Here is a 16,689-nt window from a genome sequence, read left to right as displayed (position 1 = left end):
CTCAGAAACCCTGTACACCTGCGGCATGTAGCTGCTCTGCCTGGGCGCGCACGTCCTGGCAATCGAAGAATTGCACCAACTGCTCCGCGCGGGCAGCACCGATGCCGTCGATCCTCTGCCAGTCGCTTGCCGTACGCGCACTCAAGGTGGACCAGTCGGGGCCACTCGTGGCGACGCCGGCAGGAAGTCCGAGAGCACGCAGCCAACGCGGAAACGGACGCTCACGCGCACCGGCAAAGACACTCGTCAGCGTGGCCGCACGCACGTCGCCGATGCCGGCCACACGGGCCAGCTGCGACGGCGTGAGTGACATCCAGTCCAGCAGGTCATGCACCAGGCCCGCCTCGACCAGGGCCTGCCAGGTGTCCTCACCCAGTCCCTCCAACTGCAAGCCCTGACGACCACCCAGCCAGGCCAGCCGCGCGCGAAACTGCTGCGTGCACGCGGGGCTGGCGCGCCAGCAACTGAGCGGCCCGTGTTGCTGGGGATCCGGCTCCGTGACGACAACACGTTCTTGCGCGCGCCACGCCACCGACTGCAGGCGCGGAATGGTCAGCCCGGCCAGCACCACCTCGACCTGGTCGCCGGGCCGGATGTCGAGCTCCTGCCAACGCCTGAGCGAGCCCACGCTGACCCGCTGCACGCGATGATCATCCAGCTGCACCGGTTCGAGTTCGAGCACGGGCGTGATGCGGCCGCTGCGACCCACGGTGAAGTTCACCGCGCGCACTTCGGCCAGCGCCGAGGCGGCCGGATATTTCCACGCCACCGCCCACTCCGGCGGTGCGGGCTGCCAACTGGCCGCGGCCGGACGGTGGCCCTGGCGCACGACGGTGCCGTCCGCAGCGAATGGCATCGCATGGCGATACCACTGCTCGCGCCAGCGCTTCACGTCGTCAAGAGAGGACACCGCGTGCGTGTAACTCACACTGTCGGCCAGCCCCATCGCCTGCAGGCCGGCCAATCGCGCCTCCATGTCGGCCGGCCCGCTGGGCCAGTCCCATACGAACAGGCCGATCCGCGCCGCAGCTTGCGCATCCAGCACGTCCCGCGCGAGCGCGCCGGCAACCGCCGAGCGCGCGTTGACGCCGCCGGCGGTCGCCTGCACGTGACCTGGCACGCGCCAGTAGAGTTCACCCTGCAATACCACGCGTGCCGGGGCGTTCGGCAGGTGCTTGGGAATCGCGTCGATGACTTGCGCCTTGGCCAGCCAGTCCGAGCCGTGCAGGCCATCGCCTCGACTGCTCGCCTGGCGCAATTGGCCGTCCAGATACAGCAGCGTCACCGCGACACCATCGGCTTTTGGCTGCACCCACAGATCGCGATCGCCGCGCTGGTGCATCCATGCCACCAGCGCGGCCGCATCCGGCAACTTGGCCAGCCCCGTCTGCGCCACCGGCGCACGAATTTTGCCGCCGGCATCGGCCAGATGCGCCAGCGGCGCCGGCGCCTGCGCGGGAAAGCAGCGACTCCACTGCGCCAGGCGCTGCTTTGCCTGATCGTAGACCGCGTCATCCACCGGCGACTGGCCGCTGACCCGATAGGCGTGGTTCCAGCCGTCGAGACGATCATGCAGCGCCGCCAGTTCCTGTCGTGCCTGCGCCGCCGACCATCCGGGACAGTCCGCCGCACGCACACCGCCGGTGGCCAGCAAGACGATCAGCAGCACCGGCACAATGCTTTTCTTGCGCATGTTTCGTTCCCCTCCGTGGACATGACGCACAGGCTATCCAGCTCGCGGATGTACGGGCAGCCGTGGATGCCGACGCTGCACGTAAGGCCCACGCTTGCAGTGAACGACTCAGGCAGGCGGAGGCGCGCCAAACGGCAACGTGGTTTCGCCATCGAAGCGGCCATTCGGGCCGAAGCGCCGCTCGACGATCACACCCCTGCCGTCGTGATCGATGGCGACCACCGTGCTGGCGCGGGTGCCGTAGTGCTCGCCCCGAATGAACGCTGACGACAACCAGCGTTCGCGTTCGGGCCCCAGCCCGGTATCCGGCAGTTGCGCATCCGGCGCCTGCCGCTCGTCGGCGAGCGCCGCGAACAAGGGTTCGAACGCCCCGTCGCCACCCTCGTCGATCCAGCCTTGCAGGCGCTGCATCAGGAGCCGGGTCTTGGGCCACGGCGTGTTGAAGTCGGCATTGGACAAGCCATGCACGCCGTCGTCGATCCGCTGCGCACGCGGCAGGGGATGGTTGCCCAGGTAGAACGCGGCATCGGCGTCGAAGGTGAGCAGGTTGAACGGCCGATAGCCGGCCGCCGATTCCAGCAGCCGTTCCGCATGCGTCGCGGCATCGGCGTGAGCCGACAGATAGTCGGTGACCAGCAAGCCACGCGAATTGCCAACCTGCGGATCGCCAGGATCACGCACATTGGTCACCACGCAGCAGCGACCCGCATCCGTCACCCCGAGCCAGCTGCCCCCGGCTTCGATATCCCGGCCGCCGATGATCGCCGAACCCGCCCAATGAGCCAGCGGCTCGCTCGGACGCGCATGAAACTCGTCGCGATTGCCCGCCAGCAACAGGCGCCAGCGCGGGTGCACGTTCCAGGCGAAGGCGATCAGGCACATGCGGTGAATCTACGCCATGCAAGGTGGCGTCCGCCATCGTCCAATGCCCGCTCGCCGCCGGGGCTCCACCTCGGCGATAATCGGCGCATGCCCACTCGCCATCGCTTTGCCCGCTCATTCATCCCCGGTCTGCTTGCCGCGTTGCTGGTATGCGGACTGGCCAGCTCCGCGAGCTTGGCTCGCCCCAGCAAGGGCGGCACTTCGGAGCAGACCGAAGCGAAGAAGAAGCTGGCCGAGTTGCAGCAGAAAATGGAGGCGCTGGCCAAGCAGCAGGCCGACACCGCCGCAAAACGGGACAGCGTGAATGCACAGCTGGCGAAGCAGGCCAATGCGCTGGCCAGCGCGGCGCGCGCGGTGCGCCAGACCGATACGGAGCTGGCCGGCAAGCAGCGACAGCTGGAACAGTTGCAGCAACAACGCACGGCGCTGAACCAGACCCTGCACAGCCAGCGCGCCGCGATCGCCGATCTGCTGCGCGCCACGTATGCGCTCGGTCACGGCTCGGACTTGCGCCTGCTGCTGGGTGATGAGGACGTTTCTCGCATCGCGCGCGCGCTGGTCTATTCCAGGTACTTCCAGCAAGACCGCGTGCAACGCGTCCAGAAACTGATGGGTGACCTGGCCACATTGCAGCAGCTGGAAACCTCGATCAACACGGAGCAGCAGGCACTCCAGGCGGCCAAGACCAAGCGCGAGAAGCAAGCGGCGGAACTGGGCCAGCAACGTGCCGCCCAGCAGAAGCTGGCGGCTGAAACCGACGCCCAGTACAAGGATCAGGCCGAGAAGCTGGCCGCCCTGAAACAGAACGCGCAGTCCCTGAACAATCTGCTCGCCAAGCTGCAGAAGGCGATCGACGATGCTGCCGCACGCGCCGCCGCGGAACGTGCCGAGGCGGCCCGGAAACATCCGGGCCACAAGCCGCCACCGGCGATCGAGATCGGCGGCGCCGGCGCGAACATCCGCGGCAACCTGCCATGGCCGGCCAGCGGCGTGGTCAACAGCTACGGCAATGGCGTGTTGATCAAGGCCAGCGGTGGCAGCGAGATTCATTCGGTGGCACGCGGCAAGGTGATCTATGCCGGCTTCCTGCGCGGCTACGGCATGCTGGTGATCGTCAACCACGGCAACGGCTGGATGAGCATGTACGGTAACAACGAAAGCGTGTTGCGCGACGTCGGCGACGCGGTCGAGGCCGGACAGGTGCTTGGCACTGCCAGCCCGCCCACGGGCATCAATACCGGCGTCTACTTCGAGTTGCGCAAGAACGGCAAGCCGGTCGATCCGCGCAGCTGGCTGAGCCAGCGCCGTTGACGCCGCATCGGTGGCGCCGCAGGCTAGGCCAGGGTTCGATGAATTCCCCCGGGGTTTGGTTGTCCCAAACCCTGTCACCCTTTCAATGGCATGCGAGCCTGCTGCCTGTCCGTTGTACGGAGTTACCCTTCATGCGCCCCATTTCCCGCACCCCGCTTGCCCTGCTGCTGGCCGCACCGTTCCTGTTGGCAGCACCGGTCGGGTTCGCTCAGGACCGGCCAGCCACCAGTGCCTCGGTGGCACCGCCGGTGGACCTGCCAGCCACCAGCAGCAGCAGTGCCAGCGCACCCAGCAGCGTGGATCTGGACGACATCCGCAATTTCAGCCGGGTCTACGAAGTAGTGCGCCAGGCGTATGTGGAGAAGGTCGACGACAAGACGCTGATGAAGGCCGCGATCACCGGCATGCTGGCCGGGCTCGATCCGCACAGCGAGTATCTGGACAAGGAAGGCCTGGCCCAGCTCAACGAAGACACTACCGGGGAATACAGCGGCCTCGGCATCGAAGTGCTGCAGGTCGATGGCGGCCTGCGCATCGTCTCGCCGATCGATGACACGCCGGCCGCGCGCGCCGGCATCAAGGCGGGCGACAGCATCGTCAAGATCAACGGCACGCTGATCGACCCGCAGAATGTCGACACCATGTTCAAGCAGTTGCGCGGCAAGCCCGGCAGCAAGATCGACCTGACCATCGTGCACCCGAACAGCGACAAGCTGATCGATCTGCACCTGGTGCGCGAAAACATTTCAGTCAGCAGCATCAAGGTGCGCGAACTGGAGCCGGGCTACGCCTATGTACGGATCAGTCAATTCCAGGAAGACACGGCCAGTGACCTGCAGCACAAACTGGCAGAGCTGATCAGCAAGAACGGTCCGCAGAAAGGCGTCGTGCTGGACCTGCGCAACAATCCGGGCGGCCTGCTGACCGCGGCCGTCGGCGTCAGCGATGACTTTCTCGACAGCGGCATCATCGTCACCACCCGCGGTCGGCTGCAGGACGCCAACATGAGCTTCAAGGCGCATCCCGGCGACCAGCTCAATGGCGCGCCAATGATCGTGCTGACCAACAACGGCACCGCCTCGGCCGCCGAAATCGTGTCCGGCGCACTGAAAGACAACCATCGCGCGCTGACCATGGGCCAGCGCACGTTCGGCAAGGGCGTGGTGCAGACCGTGCTGCCGCTGGACGCGGACCACGCGGTCAAGATCACCACCGCGCGCTACTACACCCCGAACGGCACCTCGATCCAGGCCGAAGGCATCAAGCCCGACATTCCGCTGGCCGACCTTACCGTCAACAAGGCCGACAATGGCCCGGTGCTGATCAGTTCGGAAGCGGACCTGCCCAATCACTTGGCCAACGAAAACGCGGCGGCAGGCACCGACATCAACAACGACGGCAGCGCCGCCGATGCAAAGCTGGCCACCAGCGACTACGCGCTGTCACAGGCATTGAATGTGCTGAAGGGCATGGCGCTGCGCCAGCCTGTGACTGCCAAACGCTGATCCCATGTCCAGCGCTGCCGACCATGCCCGCCTGCCGCATGTCGTGATTCTCGGCGGCGGCTTCGGCGGCCTGACGGCGGCCCGGCGACTGGCCGGCGCGGCGGCACGCATCACCCTGGTGGATCGGCGCAACCATCACCTGTTCCAGCCCCTGCTGTACCAGGTCGCCACGGCGAGTCTGGCCGCCCCATCGATCGCGGCGCCCTTGCGGCAGATCCTGCGTCGCCAGAAGAATCTCGACGTCCTGCTGGACGAAGTGACCGGCGTCGACCTCGCTGGCCAGCGGGTGCAATGCGCCCATGGCTGGCTGGATTACGACTTTCTGGTGGTCGCCACTGGCGCCACTCATGCGTATTTCGGACACGACGAATGGGAACCCCATGCGCCCGGACTGAAGACACTGGACGACGCGTTCCTTATCCGCCGTCGGGTGCTGCTGGCGTTCGAACACGCCGAACGCGAGGACGATCCTGCGCTGCGGCAGGCCTGGCTCAATTTCGTCGTGGTCGGCGGCGGCTCCACCGGCGTCGAACTGGCCGGCACTCTGATCGAACTGGCCCGGCATACCTTGTCGCACGAGTTTCGCCGCAGCGATCCGCGGCGTGCCTCGGTGCGCCTGATCGAGGCGGGTCCGCGCCTGCTGCCGGCGTTTGATCCGGGCTTGTCAGACAAGGCACGCCATCAACTCGAGCAGCTCGGCGTGGAAGTGCATGTCGGCACCGCCGTGACCGGGATCGACGCGACTGGCGTGAAACTGGGCGAACGCCGGTTGACCGCACGCACCGTGCTGTGGGCCGCCGGCGTGGCCGCTTCACCTGTGGGACGGATGCTCGATACCGCGCTGGATCATGCCGGTCGGGTGCAGGTGCTTCCTGACCTGAGTCTGCCCGGGCACCCGCGGGTGTTCGTCATCGGCGACCTCGCCGGGATCGCCCAGGCCAGTGGCAAGCCGGTACCGGGCGTGGCGCCGGCGGCCAAGCAGATGGGCCGGCATGTCGGCACGATGATCCTTGCGCACCTGCACGGCAGCGACGAAAGGCCGCCGTTCCGCTATCGCGATGACGGCTCGCTCGCCACGATCGGGCGGATGGCGGCGGTGGCGCAATTCGGCAAGCTGAAACTCTCCGGCTTCGCCGCCTGGGCCACCTGGCTGCTGGCACACATCTATTTCCTGATCGGTTTCCGCAACCGGCTGGTGGTGATGCTGGACTGGGCGTGGGCGTATTGCACGCACCAGCGAAGCGCTCGCATCGTCGCCAGTGGTGACACGCCGGATGACGACGCTCCCGCCGATGAGTGACGTGGCCTGACCTGGCCTGACCGATACAAAAAAAGCGGCCCCTCACGGAGCCGCTTTTTCATCCACCCATCCATGGACGGGCGCTGGCGCGAATGACCTCAGGCGGTGGCAAACAGCCCGCGCATCTTCTTCATCGCGTTGGCCTCGACCTGACGAATGCGCTCGGCGGAAACGCCGTACTCGTCCGCCAGATCCTGCAGCGTAGCCTTGTTGTCGTCATCCAGCCAACGACGCTGGATGATGTCGCGCGAACGCTTGTCCAGATGGCTCAACGCATCGGTCAGCGTCTGCATCTGGTTGTCGGCGTAATCCTCGTCGGACACGTTCTCGTACGGGTCGGCGCCATCGTCGATAAGGAAGGCCGCGGGTGCCGGTTTGGCATCCTCGTCATCGCCTACCGGTTCGAAGCCGATGTCACGACCGGACAGACGCGATTCCATCTCGCGCACGGTCGCCTCGGGCACGCCCAGATCCAGCGCCACCTTGCTCACTTCCGCCGCATTCATCCAGCCCAGGCGCTTCTTGCTCTTGCGCAGGTTGAAGAACAGCTTGCGCTGCGCCTTGGTCGTGGCGACCTTCACGATGCGCCAGTTCTTCAGGATGAATTCGTGCATTTCGGCACGGATCCAGTGCACCGCGAAGCTGACCAGACGCACGCCCTGGTCGGGATCGAAACGCTTGACCGCCTTCATCAGGCCGATGTTGCCTTCCTGGATCAGGTCGGCGAGCTGCAGACCGTAACCGGAATAGCCGCGTGCCACGTGCACGACGAAGCGCAGGTGCGACATGACCAGTTTCTTCGCGGCCGCCAGGTTGGCTTCCTCGAGATAGTCACGCGACAACGACTGCTCTTCTTCGGAGCTGAGCACCGGAATCCGATGGACCGCGGAAATGTACGCATCCAGGCTGCCGACGACGCTCGGCAGCGGGAAGTTGGCGGTCACCAAGGCTTGAGACATGGATGAAACCTCCTGCAAGACGTCAAAGTTTAGCACTCGGGTACTTGGAGTGCTAAGCCCGGCTTTGGTTCCGGGCTTTTAATGAACTTAATGGTACACATATTGCCGGAAACTGTCCAGCCATACCTGCTTTCGAAGCCAGCCTGCGCCCGGTTACGTCCAGAACACGTCACGACCGGGCGCCTCTTGGAAGCTGTTACGGGGAAAACGGCCTGCTGGATCCCGTTCCGGGAGGACGCGCCTTGACAGCCCCCGGCCGCGCCGCCATCCTCCGGCGCATTCCGAGGGGTGCCCTGCAAGGGGCTGAGATAGCGCGAGCTGACCCTTGAACCTGATCCGGGTCATGCCGGCGTAGGAACGGGAATCACCATGGGCGGCCGGCTGCGGCGCGCCCGTGTGCCGTTGCAGCGTCACGCCCCGGGTCTCCATCCAAGGAGGAGATCCATGAACCATCCCGCACCTGCATCCGGCGCCACGCCGTTGACGGTCACCACCGGACCCATCGGCGGCTCGCGCAAGGTCTACATCACCCCGCCAGGACATCCGTCGCTGCGCGTGCCGGTACGCGAAATTGCGTTGAAGGATGCGCTGACCCCCACCCTGCATGTCTACGACCCGTCCGGGCCGTACACCGACGAGCATGCCCGGATCGATCTGGCCGCCGGCTTGCCGATGGTGCGCGAGACATGGGTCGAGGCCCGTGCTTTCACGACCATCGAGGGCCGCGTCACGCGGCCGGAAGACAACGGCGGGGTGGGACCGGAGCGGCTGGTGGCGCCCTGCCCGGCGCGCCGCACGCTGCGCATGGGCGCGCCGGGCCAGCTGGTGACCCAACTGGAGTTTGCCCGCGCCGGCATCATCACCGAGGAAATGATCTACGTCGCCCAGCGCGAGAACCTGGCGCGTGCGCAGTGGCATGAAGACGCCGCTGCCCGCCTCGCCGACGGCGAGGCGTTCGGCGCTGCCCTGCCCGCCTTCGTCACGCCCGAGTTCGTGCGCAGCGAGATCGAGCGGGGGCGCGCCATCATCCCGGCCAATATCAACCACGGCGAACTCGAGCCGATGGTGATCGGGCGCAACTTCCTGGTGAAGGTCAACGCGAACATCGGCAACTCGGCGGTATCCTCCGGCGTCGCCGAGGAGGTCGAGAAGCTGGTGTGGGCGATCCGCTGGGGCGCCGACACGATCATGGATCTGTCCACCGGTCGCAACATCCACAACATCCGCTCGTGGATCATCCGCAACTCGCCGGTGCCGATCGGCACGGTGCCGATCTACCAGGCGCTGGAGAAAGTCGGCGGCGACCCGGCCAGGCTGACCTGGGAAGTCTTCCGCGACACCCTGATCGAACAGGCCGAGCAGGGCGTGGACTACTTCACCATCCACGCCGGCGTGCGCCTGCACCATGTACCGCTGACCGCCAATCGCGTCACCGGCATCGTCTCGCGTGGCGGTTCGATCATGGCGCGCTGGTGCCTGAGCCACCATCGCGAAAGCTTCTTGTACGAAAACTTCACCGAGATCTGCGACATCATGCGGCGCTACGACGTCGCGTTCTCGCTGGGCGACGGCCTGCGCCCCGGCTCGATCGCCGACGCCAACGATGCGGCGCAGTTCGGCGAACTGGAAACCCTCGGCGAGCTGACGAAGATCGCGTGGGCGCACGGCTGCCAGGTGATGATCGAAGGGCCCGGTCACGTGCCGATGCACAAGATCAAGCTCAACATGGACAAGCAGCTGGAGCATTGCGCCGAAGCGCCGTTCTACACGCTCGGCCCGCTGACCACCGACATCGCGCCGGGCTACGACCACATCACCTCGGGCATCGGCGCGGCGATGATCGGCTGGTTCGGCACCGCCATGCTCTGCTACGTGACGCCGAAGGAACACCTGGGCCTGCCCGACCGCGACGACGTCAAGACCGGCGTGATCACCTACAAGATCGCCGCGCATGCCGCCGATCTGGCCAAAGGCCATCCGGCCGCGCAGCGCCGCGACGATGCGCTTTCGCGCGCACGTTTCGAATTTCGCTGGGAGGATCAGTTCAACCTGTCGCTCGATCCCGACACGGCCCGCGCCTACCACGACGCCACGCTGCCGAAGGAGGCGCACAAGGTCGCGCACTTCTGCTCGATGTGCGGACCGAAGTTCTGCTCGATGAAGATCACTCAGGACCTGCGCCGCGAAGTGCGCGAGATGGAGGAAGCCGAAGCACGCGCAGGCATGGACGACAAGTCGCGCGAGTTCGCCGAGCAGGGCGCCACGCTCTACGTGCCGACGCCATGAGCACCATGCGCGTCACCATCATCGGCGCCGGTGTCGCCGGCCTGGTCACGGCCACGGAACTGGCCAGGCACGGTGCGCGCGTGGAAATTCTCGAACGCGCACCAAGCCTGGGCACACAGGCCTGCGCGTGGTTCGCCGGCGGCATGCTGGCACCCTGGTGCGAACAGGCCACCGCCGAACCCGAGGTGGCCAGGCTGGGCGCCACGGCGATCGCGTGGTGGCAAAAGCACTTCGAGGGCACGGTCTGCCGCGGCAGCCTGGTGGTGGCCGCCGCCCGTGATGCCAGCGAACTGACCTTGTTCGGCCGACGCACCGAACGCTTTCAACCCGTGGACGCCGACCGGATCGGCACACTGGAACCGGAGCTGGCCGGACGCTTTCGGCAGGGCCTGTTTTTCGCCGAAGAAGCGCATCTCGATCCCCGCCGCGCGCTGCATGCGCTGGCCGCGCGATTGCAGGCCCTGGGCGTGACGATCCGCCATGGTGTCGATGCTGAGGCCGAGCGCATCGATGCGGACCAGGTGATCGACTGCCGCGGTATCGCCGCACGCGACACGCTGAAGGATTTGCGTGGCGTGCGTGGCGAGATGATCCTGCTGCGTTCACCCGAGATCCAGCTGTCGCGCCCGGTGCGCCTGCTGCATCCGCGCTTCAGCGTGTATGTGGTGCCGCGTGGCAACGGCATCTTCATGCTCGGCGGCACCTTGCTGGAAAGCAGCAACCACGGCCCGGTCACCGCCCGTTCGGCCATGGAGATGCTCAACGCCGCCTACGCGCTGCACCCGGCGTTCGGCGAGGCGGAAATCCTGGAGTTGGGCGTGGGCGTGCGTCCGGCATTCGACGACAACCTGCCGCGCGTGTCCCGTCGCGGCAACACCCTGTGCATCAACGGCCTCTATCGCCATGGCTTCTTGCTGGCGCCAGCCGTCGCGCGGCAAGCCGCGCAGATTCTCTTCCCCGACCTTTCGCAGGCATCCTGATGCGTCTTCTCGTGAACGGTATCGCCCGTGAGGTCGCCGCCACTACCCTGGCCCAGGCACTGGGCGCTCTCGGCTACGGCGAGTCCATCGTCGCCACCGCGTTGAACGGCTCGTTCGTGCCAGCCAGCCGTCGCGACAGCACCGTGCTGGCAGACGGCGATGCACTGGAAATCCTCGCGCCCATGCAGGGTGGCTGAGCCATGAATCTCTATGGCATCGAACTGCAATCACGCCTGCTGCTCGGCAGCGCACGCTACCCCTCGCCGGCCATGCTTGCCGCTGCGGTACGCGCCGCGAACACCGAGGTGGTCACCGTGTCGCTGCGACGCGAAGCCGGCACGCAGCGCGGCGGCCAAGGCTTCTGGTCGCTGATCCGCGAGCTGGGCGTGCGGGTGCTGCCGAACACCGCCGGTTGCCATTCGGCGAAGGAGGCGGTGACCACCGCGCAGATGGCGCGCGACATCTTCCAGACGGCATGGATCAAGCTCGAAGTGATCGGTGACGCCGACACCCTGCAGCCCGATGTGTTCGGCCTGGTCGAAGCCGCCACCCGGCTGTGCGCTGACGGCTTCGAGGTGTTTCCCTATACCACCGAGGATCTGGTCGTCGCCGACCGGCTGTTGCAGGCTGGCTGTCGCGTATTGATGCCGTGGGGGTCACCGATCGGCAGTGGCCGCGGGTTGAACAATGTGTTCGGGCTGCGTGCGCTGCGCGCGCATTTCCCGGACGTGCCGCTGATCGTGGACGCCGGCATCGGCCGGCCGTCGCATGCCGTGGCAGCAATGGAGCTGGGCTACGATGGCGTGTTGCTGAATACCGCCGTGGCGATGGCCGGCGATCCGGTAGCGATGGCCAGCGCGTTCGCGCGCGCGATCGAGGCCGGTCGCGCGGGCTTTGAAGCGCAGCCAATGGAACCACGCGACCTCGCCCGTCCGTCGACACCGGTGTCCGGCCAGGCGTGGCTGGAATGAGCGCATTCCCCAGCTTCTATCCGATCGTCCATCGCGCCGACTGGGTGCAGCGACTGGCCGCGCTCGGCGTCGCGATGGTGCAGCTGCGGATCAAGGATAAGTCGCCGCAAGTCGTCGGCGCCGAGGTGCGCGCCGCGCTGGCGATCTGTCGGTCACGCCGGGTGCAACTGGTCATCAACGACCATTGGCAGATCGCGCTCGACGAAGGCGCCGACTTCATCCACCTCGGCCAGCAGGATCTGGACGAGGCGGATCTCAGGGCAATTCGCGCGCGCGGCGTGAAGCTGGGCATCAGCACCCACGACCACGCCGAGCTGGATCGCGCGCTGAACCTGGCACCGGACTATGTCGCACTCGGCCCGATCTATCCCACCACGCTCAAGCAGATGCCGTGGGCGCCGCAGGGCCTGCCCCGCATCGGCGAGTGGAAGCGGCGGGTCGGCGAGCTGCCGCTGGTGGCTATCGGCGGCATCACGCTGGAGCGTGCGGCGGGCTGTTTCGAGTCCGGCGCGGATAGCGTGGCGGTGGTCAGCGATGTGACGCGGCACCCCGATCCCGCCGCTCGCGTGACGGCGTGGATCGCGTCGGCGGAAGCACGCCCATGAGTGAACGATACGCGCGTCAGATCGCCCTGCCCGAGATCGGCGAGGCCGGCCAGGCCCGACTCGCCGCCGTGCGCGTGCTGGTGGTCGGCGCCGGCGGACTGGGCTGTCCGGTGCTGCACTATCTTGCCGCGGCGGGGGTCGGCAGGCTCATCGTCCTCGATGATGACGTGGTCGAGGAAAGCAACCTGCACCGACAACCGCTGTACACGATGGCTGATGTCGGCGCACCGAAGGCGGAAGCGGCGTGCGAGGCTCTGCGTCGTTTGAATCCGGCCATCGTGGTGGAGGCGTTGGCGCAACGGCTGACGCCGGGCAACGCGGCAACGCTGGTCGCGGCGACCGATATCGTCGTCGATGCCACGGACAGCCTGGCCGCGACCTATACGCTGAGTGATGCCTGCTGGCCACGACACACACCGTTGATCAGCGCCTCGGCACTCGGCCTGTCCGGTTACGTGGGCGGATTCTGTGGCGACGCACCGAGCTATCGCGCCGTGTTTCCCGACATGCCCGAGCGTGCCGCGAACTGCAGCAGTGCCGGCGTGCTCGGCAGCCTGGTCGGCCTGGTCGGCTGCCTGCAGGCCCAGTTCGTGTTGCAGCTGATACTCGGCATCGAGCCCTCGCCGCTGGGGCGACTGCTGAGTTTCGATGCCGGTCGCCTCGCCTTCGGCGGCTTCGCGTTCCACCACGCCAGCGAGCCGAGCGGCACGCCGTTGCGCTTCATCGACGCCGATGACGTCACACCCCGCGATGTCGTGATCGACTTGCGCAGCCTGGACGAAGCGCCCGTTTCAGTGTTTGGCTGGGCCTTGCGCCTCGACGTCGGGCACATCGAAAGCTTTGCCACCGCCCCCACCCCAACGAGTCAGCGTGTCGTGCTTTGTTGCCAAAGCGGCATACGCGCCTGGCGGGCGGGGCGAATGCTGCAGTCGCACGGATTCGATGACCTCGCGCTGGTGTCGTTCGCTGCTGCCGCGCCATGAAGCATGCCTTGTCCATCGCCGGCTCCGATTCATGCGGCGGTGCCGGCCTGCAGGCCGACCTGAAGACGTTTGCCGCCTTCGGCGTGGACGGCGCCAGCGTGATCACCGCGGTCACCGCCCAGAACACCCAGGGAGTCCACGCCATCCAGTTGATGCCGGCAGCTCTGGTGCAGGCGCAGCTGGATGCGGTGTTCGACGAGATGATGATTGCCGCCGTCAAGATCGGCATGCTGGGCGATGGTGGAATCGCCACGACCGTTGCCGCGCAGCTGGATCGCAGGCGACCGCCCTTCACCGTCCTCGATCCGGTGCTGCGCGCCACGTCGGGTGCGCAGCTGCTGGATGCCACCGCACTGGAGCTGCTGCGCGTGCAGATGCTGCCACGGGTGGACTGCCTCACACCCAATCTGGCAGAGGCCGCCGCGCTGCTCAACGCGCCCTGCGCCCGCACCGAACAGGACATGGAAGCACAGGGCCGCGCCCTGCTCGCATTCGGGCCGCGCGCGGTTTTGATGAAAGGCGGCCATGCCGACTTGCCGGAAGCCGTCGACCTGCTGGTCACCGCGCGGTCTACCCGACGCTTCGCCGCCACGTGGATCGCCACCAATCAGCTGCACGGCACCGGTTGCATGCTCGCGGCAGGTGTCGCGGCCGGCGTGGTCTTGGGTGACGATCTGGCGGATGCGGTGGCTCGTGCGAGGACCCACCTGCGGCGCGTGCTGACCGGTCGGCAAAGCGCACCGTCTGCGCACGCATCTTGACGGGCACCACTCGTCGCGCGTTTCCACACACCGGATGGCCCGATACAATCAATCCGCATTCATCCACACACTTCCACGGCCGCACCGCCAGGTGGCATCAGTGATCATTTGCGCCCCCAACGTATTGACGCCCGAAGAACTCGGCACTATTCGCCATGAACTCCGCGAGGCGCCTTTCATCGACGGCGCCGGGACGGCGGGTTGGTCGGCGCGCGAGGTGAAGAAGAATCTGCAGGTCAATGCGGATACCGAGAGTCAGTCGCGGCTGCGGGATATCGTGCGCAGCGCCTTCATGCGCCACGCGATGTTGCAGACGGCGTTGCTGCCGATGGCGATGACCCAGCCGCTGTTCAACCGCTACGACGTCGGCATGCAATACGGGCGGCATGTCGACGCACCCGTCATGGGCGGCCTGGGCCATGCAGTGCGCACCGACGTGGCCATCACACTTTTTCTCTCCGATCCGGGCACCTACGACGGCGGCGATCTGGTGGTGGATGCCGGCGGCATGGATTGCGGATTCAAGCTCGACGCGGGCGCCGCCATCGCCTATCCGGCCAATTCGCTTCACCACGTGACACCGGTTATCCGCGGCGCGCGGCATGCCGCGATCATCTGGGTGCAAAGCCAAGTACGCGATCCGGCCAGGCGTGAAGTGCTGTGGGACCTGGACACCGCCAAGCGACAGATTTTCAGCCGCGAGGGCAAAAGCGCCACGTTCGACACCATCAGCAAGTCGCATGCGAACCTGCTGCGCATGTGGGCCAACGTCTAGCGGCTCAGCCCGCCGCGACGTCCGGCAACGCGGCGCGCGGCGGCAGCGACCAGTCGATCGGCGCATGCCCGTGGCTTTCCAGATAGCGATTGGCTGCGGAGAAATGCCCGCAGCCGATGAAACCCCGGTGCGCCGACAACGGCGAAGGATGCACCGAGCTCAGCACGCAGTGGCGAGTGCGATCGATCAACTGCCCCTTGCGCTGGGCATGCGCGCCCCACAGCAGGAACACCAGGCCTTCGCGCTCCCGGTTGAGCGCCTCGATCGCCGCGTCGGTGAAGCCTTCCCAGCCCTTTTTCTGGTGTGCGCCGGCATGCCCCTCTTCCACCGTGAGCACGCTGTTGAGCAACAGCACGCCACGATCCGCCCACGGCGTGAGACAACCATGGTCGGGGCGGGCAAGCCCGAGGTCGCGCTGGATTTCCTTGAAGATATTGTCCAGCGACGGCGGCACCCGCACGCCGGGGCGTACCGAAAAGCACAGACCGTGCGCCTGGCCCGGACCGTGGTACGGATCCTGTCCCAGGATCACCACACGCACGGCATCAAACGGCGTATGCGCGAACGCGGCGAAGATTTCCGGACCAGGCGGATAGACATGCTTGCCGCGACGAATCTCCTCGCGCAGGAAGGTTGCCAGCGCCTGCATGTCCGGACGCTGCAGGTAGTCGCCGATGCGTGTCGCCCACGACGACTCCAGTCGCACCTTCGCCGCCTCGCTCATGCCTGGTCCGCGCGCTCGCGCAGGTGCCTGGACACGCGCAACTGGAACAGCACTTTGGTGATCAGCAGCTTTTCCTCGACCGGCTTCTCGACCAGATCGTTGGCGCCGGATTTGATCAGCGCCGCCTGATTGGCCGGGTTCTCGTCACCGGTCATCACCAGCACCGGCAGACGACCCTTGCCGTAACCGAACTCGTTGCGGATGTGTTCGAGCAGGTCGCCACCGGTCAGCTCGCCTTTCAGGCTGACGTCGGTGAGCACCACGTCGGCACCGACCTCGCCTTGCGCACGCGAGGTTTCCAGCTGCGCCAGAGCGTCTTCCACGCTGACCACGTGACGCACGGTAAGGCCGACTTTCTCCAGCATGCGACGCGTCGCCAGCGCCACCACGCGACTGTCTTCGACGTACAGCACCACGCCCTGGGCGCTGGCATCCGGACTCACGTAGCCACGAATGAATTCTGCCAACGCCTGGAAACCCAGCGCCTTGTCGAAATAGTCGGTGACATGTTCGCCCAGCGATCGCCGGTGCAGGCGATCGTCGACGTCACCGGACACCACCACGATCGGCACATAGGCCTGTGGCGCGGACTCGCGCACGAATCGCGCCAGCTCCAGCCCGTCCATGTCGGGCAACCGCAGCGCAATGGTGATGAAGTCGAACACGCCGTCGCCCAGCACCTGCTGTGCCTCGGCGCCATTGCCGCAACCGATCACCTCCACCCCGGGCAATTCCGCCTTCAGTACACGGGTTATCAGCTGGCGCACCACCCGCGAGCCATCCACCACCAGCACCCGCGGTGCATCGGTGAGCAGACGGCCACTGATATTCGTAGTCATTCCTTAGCTCATCCACTTGACCTGTGACCATTCCCGGCCACGGAACCTGCAAGCGCATCCCCTGCACAAGCTTGAACAACCATAGTGCCTCGATCAGCGCTCCCGGCGCTGCGAT

16 protein-coding genes and 1 riboswitch are annotated in these 16,689 nt (G+C 66.4%); of the genes, 11 read left to right on the top strand and 5 right to left on the bottom strand.

Translation table 11 applies throughout. The annotated features are described in order from the left end of the window. Nucleotide 1 precedes the first annotated feature (1 nt). Entirely contained in the window at nt 2–1,693 is a 1,692-nt protein-coding gene (ligB, locus tag ACVWWQ_RS06915; RefSeq protein WP_133948525.1) for an NAD-dependent DNA ligase LigB, read from the bottom strand. A 108-nt stretch (nt 1,694–1,801) separates the two neighbouring features. After that, nucleotides 1,802–2,575, bottom strand: coding sequence for an NRDE family protein (locus ACVWWQ_RS06910; protein WP_133948527.1), 774 nt, complete (start codon nt 2,573–2,575; stop codon nt 1,802–1,804). Nucleotides 2,576–2,662: 87 nt separating this feature from the next. Here ACVWWQ_RS06910 and ACVWWQ_RS06905 point away from each other — a divergent pair, with 87 nt between their 5' ends. The 3 genes from ACVWWQ_RS06905 (at nt 2,663) to ACVWWQ_RS06895 (ending at nt 6,691) form a co-directional block, all read left to right on the top strand. Then, nucleotides 2,663–3,886, top strand: a complete 1,224-nt coding sequence (locus tag ACVWWQ_RS06905) for a peptidoglycan DD-metalloendopeptidase family protein (protein ID WP_133948529.1) — start codon at nt 2,663–2,665, stop codon at nt 3,884–3,886. A 131-nt stretch (nt 3,887–4,017) separates the two neighbouring features. Then, complete coding sequence (locus ACVWWQ_RS06900; RefSeq protein WP_133948531.1) at nt 4,018–5,391, top strand: S41 family peptidase; 1,374 nt, start codon at nt 4,018–4,020, stop codon at nt 5,389–5,391. Nucleotides 5,392–5,395: 4 nt separating this feature from the next. Beyond that, nucleotides 5,396–6,691, top strand: a complete 1,296-nt coding sequence (locus tag ACVWWQ_RS06895; protein WP_133948533.1) for an NAD(P)/FAD-dependent oxidoreductase — start codon at nt 5,396–5,398, stop codon at nt 6,689–6,691. Nucleotides 6,692–6,789: 98 nt separating this feature from the next. Here ACVWWQ_RS06895 and rpoH read toward each other — a convergent pair whose 3' ends face one another. After that, nucleotides 6,790–7,650, bottom strand: a complete 861-nt coding sequence (gene rpoH, locus ACVWWQ_RS06890) for an RNA polymerase sigma factor RpoH (RefSeq protein ID WP_099652960.1) — start codon at nt 7,648–7,650, stop codon at nt 6,790–6,792. Between the two features lie 274 nt (nt 7,651–7,924). After that, nucleotides 7,925–8,025: riboswitch (TPP riboswitch) on the top strand. A 69-nt stretch (nt 8,026–8,094) separates the two neighbouring features. Between rpoH and thiC the strand changes: the two genes are divergently transcribed. The 8 genes from thiC (at nt 8,095) to ACVWWQ_RS06850 (ending at nt 15,011) form a co-directional block, all read left to right on the top strand. Further along, the gene (gene thiC / locus ACVWWQ_RS06885; protein ID WP_133948535.1) at nt 8,095–9,936 is read left to right on the top strand and encodes a phosphomethylpyrimidine synthase ThiC; all 1,842 of its coding nucleotides are present in this window, start codon (nt 8,095–8,097) and stop codon (nt 9,934–9,936) included. Continuing rightward, a complete protein-coding gene (gene thiO / locus ACVWWQ_RS06880; RefSeq protein WP_457383340.1) occupies nt 9,933–10,916 on the top strand; it encodes a glycine oxidase ThiO in 984 nt (327 codons plus the stop codon). The genes thiC and thiO overlap by 4 nt, the downstream gene beginning before the upstream one ends. Then, nucleotides 10,916–11,113 carry a sulfur carrier protein ThiS gene (gene thiS, locus ACVWWQ_RS06875; protein WP_133948537.1) on the top strand — a complete coding sequence of 66 codons (198 nt, stop codon included), beginning with the start codon at nt 10,916–10,918 and terminating at the stop codon, nt 11,111–11,113. Before thiO ends, thiS begins: the two co-directional genes overlap by 1 nt. Before the next feature lie 3 nt (nt 11,114–11,116). Then, complete coding sequence (locus ACVWWQ_RS06870; RefSeq protein ID WP_133948539.1) at nt 11,117–11,887, top strand: thiazole synthase; 771 nt, start codon at nt 11,117–11,119, stop codon at nt 11,885–11,887. After that, a complete protein-coding gene (locus ACVWWQ_RS06865) occupies nt 11,884–12,492 on the top strand; it encodes a thiamine phosphate synthase (RefSeq protein ID WP_133948541.1) in 609 nt (202 codons plus the stop codon). The genes ACVWWQ_RS06870 and ACVWWQ_RS06865 overlap by 4 nt, the downstream gene beginning before the upstream one ends. Continuing rightward, the gene (locus tag ACVWWQ_RS06860; RefSeq protein WP_133948543.1) at nt 12,489–13,475 is read left to right on the top strand and encodes a ThiF family adenylyltransferase; all 987 of its coding nucleotides are present in this window, start codon (nt 12,489–12,491) and stop codon (nt 13,473–13,475) included. The genes ACVWWQ_RS06865 and ACVWWQ_RS06860 overlap by 4 nt, the downstream gene beginning before the upstream one ends. Next, the gene (gene thiD / locus ACVWWQ_RS06855; RefSeq protein WP_133948545.1) at nt 13,472–14,236 is read left to right on the top strand and encodes a bifunctional hydroxymethylpyrimidine kinase/phosphomethylpyrimidine kinase; all 765 of its coding nucleotides are present in this window, start codon (nt 13,472–13,474) and stop codon (nt 14,234–14,236) included. The genes ACVWWQ_RS06860 and thiD overlap by 4 nt, the downstream gene beginning before the upstream one ends. Nucleotides 14,237–14,336: 100 nt before the next feature. Further along, nucleotides 14,337–15,011 carry a Fe2+-dependent dioxygenase gene (locus ACVWWQ_RS06850; protein WP_133948547.1) on the top strand — a complete coding sequence of 225 codons (675 nt, stop codon included), beginning with the start codon at nt 14,337–14,339 and terminating at the stop codon, nt 15,009–15,011. Between the two features lie 4 nt (nt 15,012–15,015). On the opposite strand, the gene ung is transcribed toward ACVWWQ_RS06850, so the two are convergent. Continuing rightward, nucleotides 15,016–15,735, bottom strand: coding sequence for a uracil-DNA glycosylase (gene ung / locus ACVWWQ_RS06845; protein WP_133948549.1), 720 nt, complete (start codon nt 15,733–15,735; stop codon nt 15,016–15,018). Beyond that, the gene (locus tag ACVWWQ_RS06840) at nt 15,732–16,574 is read right to left on the bottom strand and encodes a response regulator (protein ID WP_133948551.1); all 843 of its coding nucleotides are present in this window, start codon (nt 16,572–16,574) and stop codon (nt 15,732–15,734) included. Before ACVWWQ_RS06840 ends, ung begins: the two co-directional genes overlap by 4 nt. Nucleotides 16,575–16,689: the final 115 nt, after the last annotated feature.

This window comes from Rhodanobacter sp. TND4EL1, assembly GCF_054061035.1.
The sequence above is the reverse complement of the archived record's forward strand: the minus strand, read 5'-3'. Positions and strand labels throughout refer to the sequence as shown.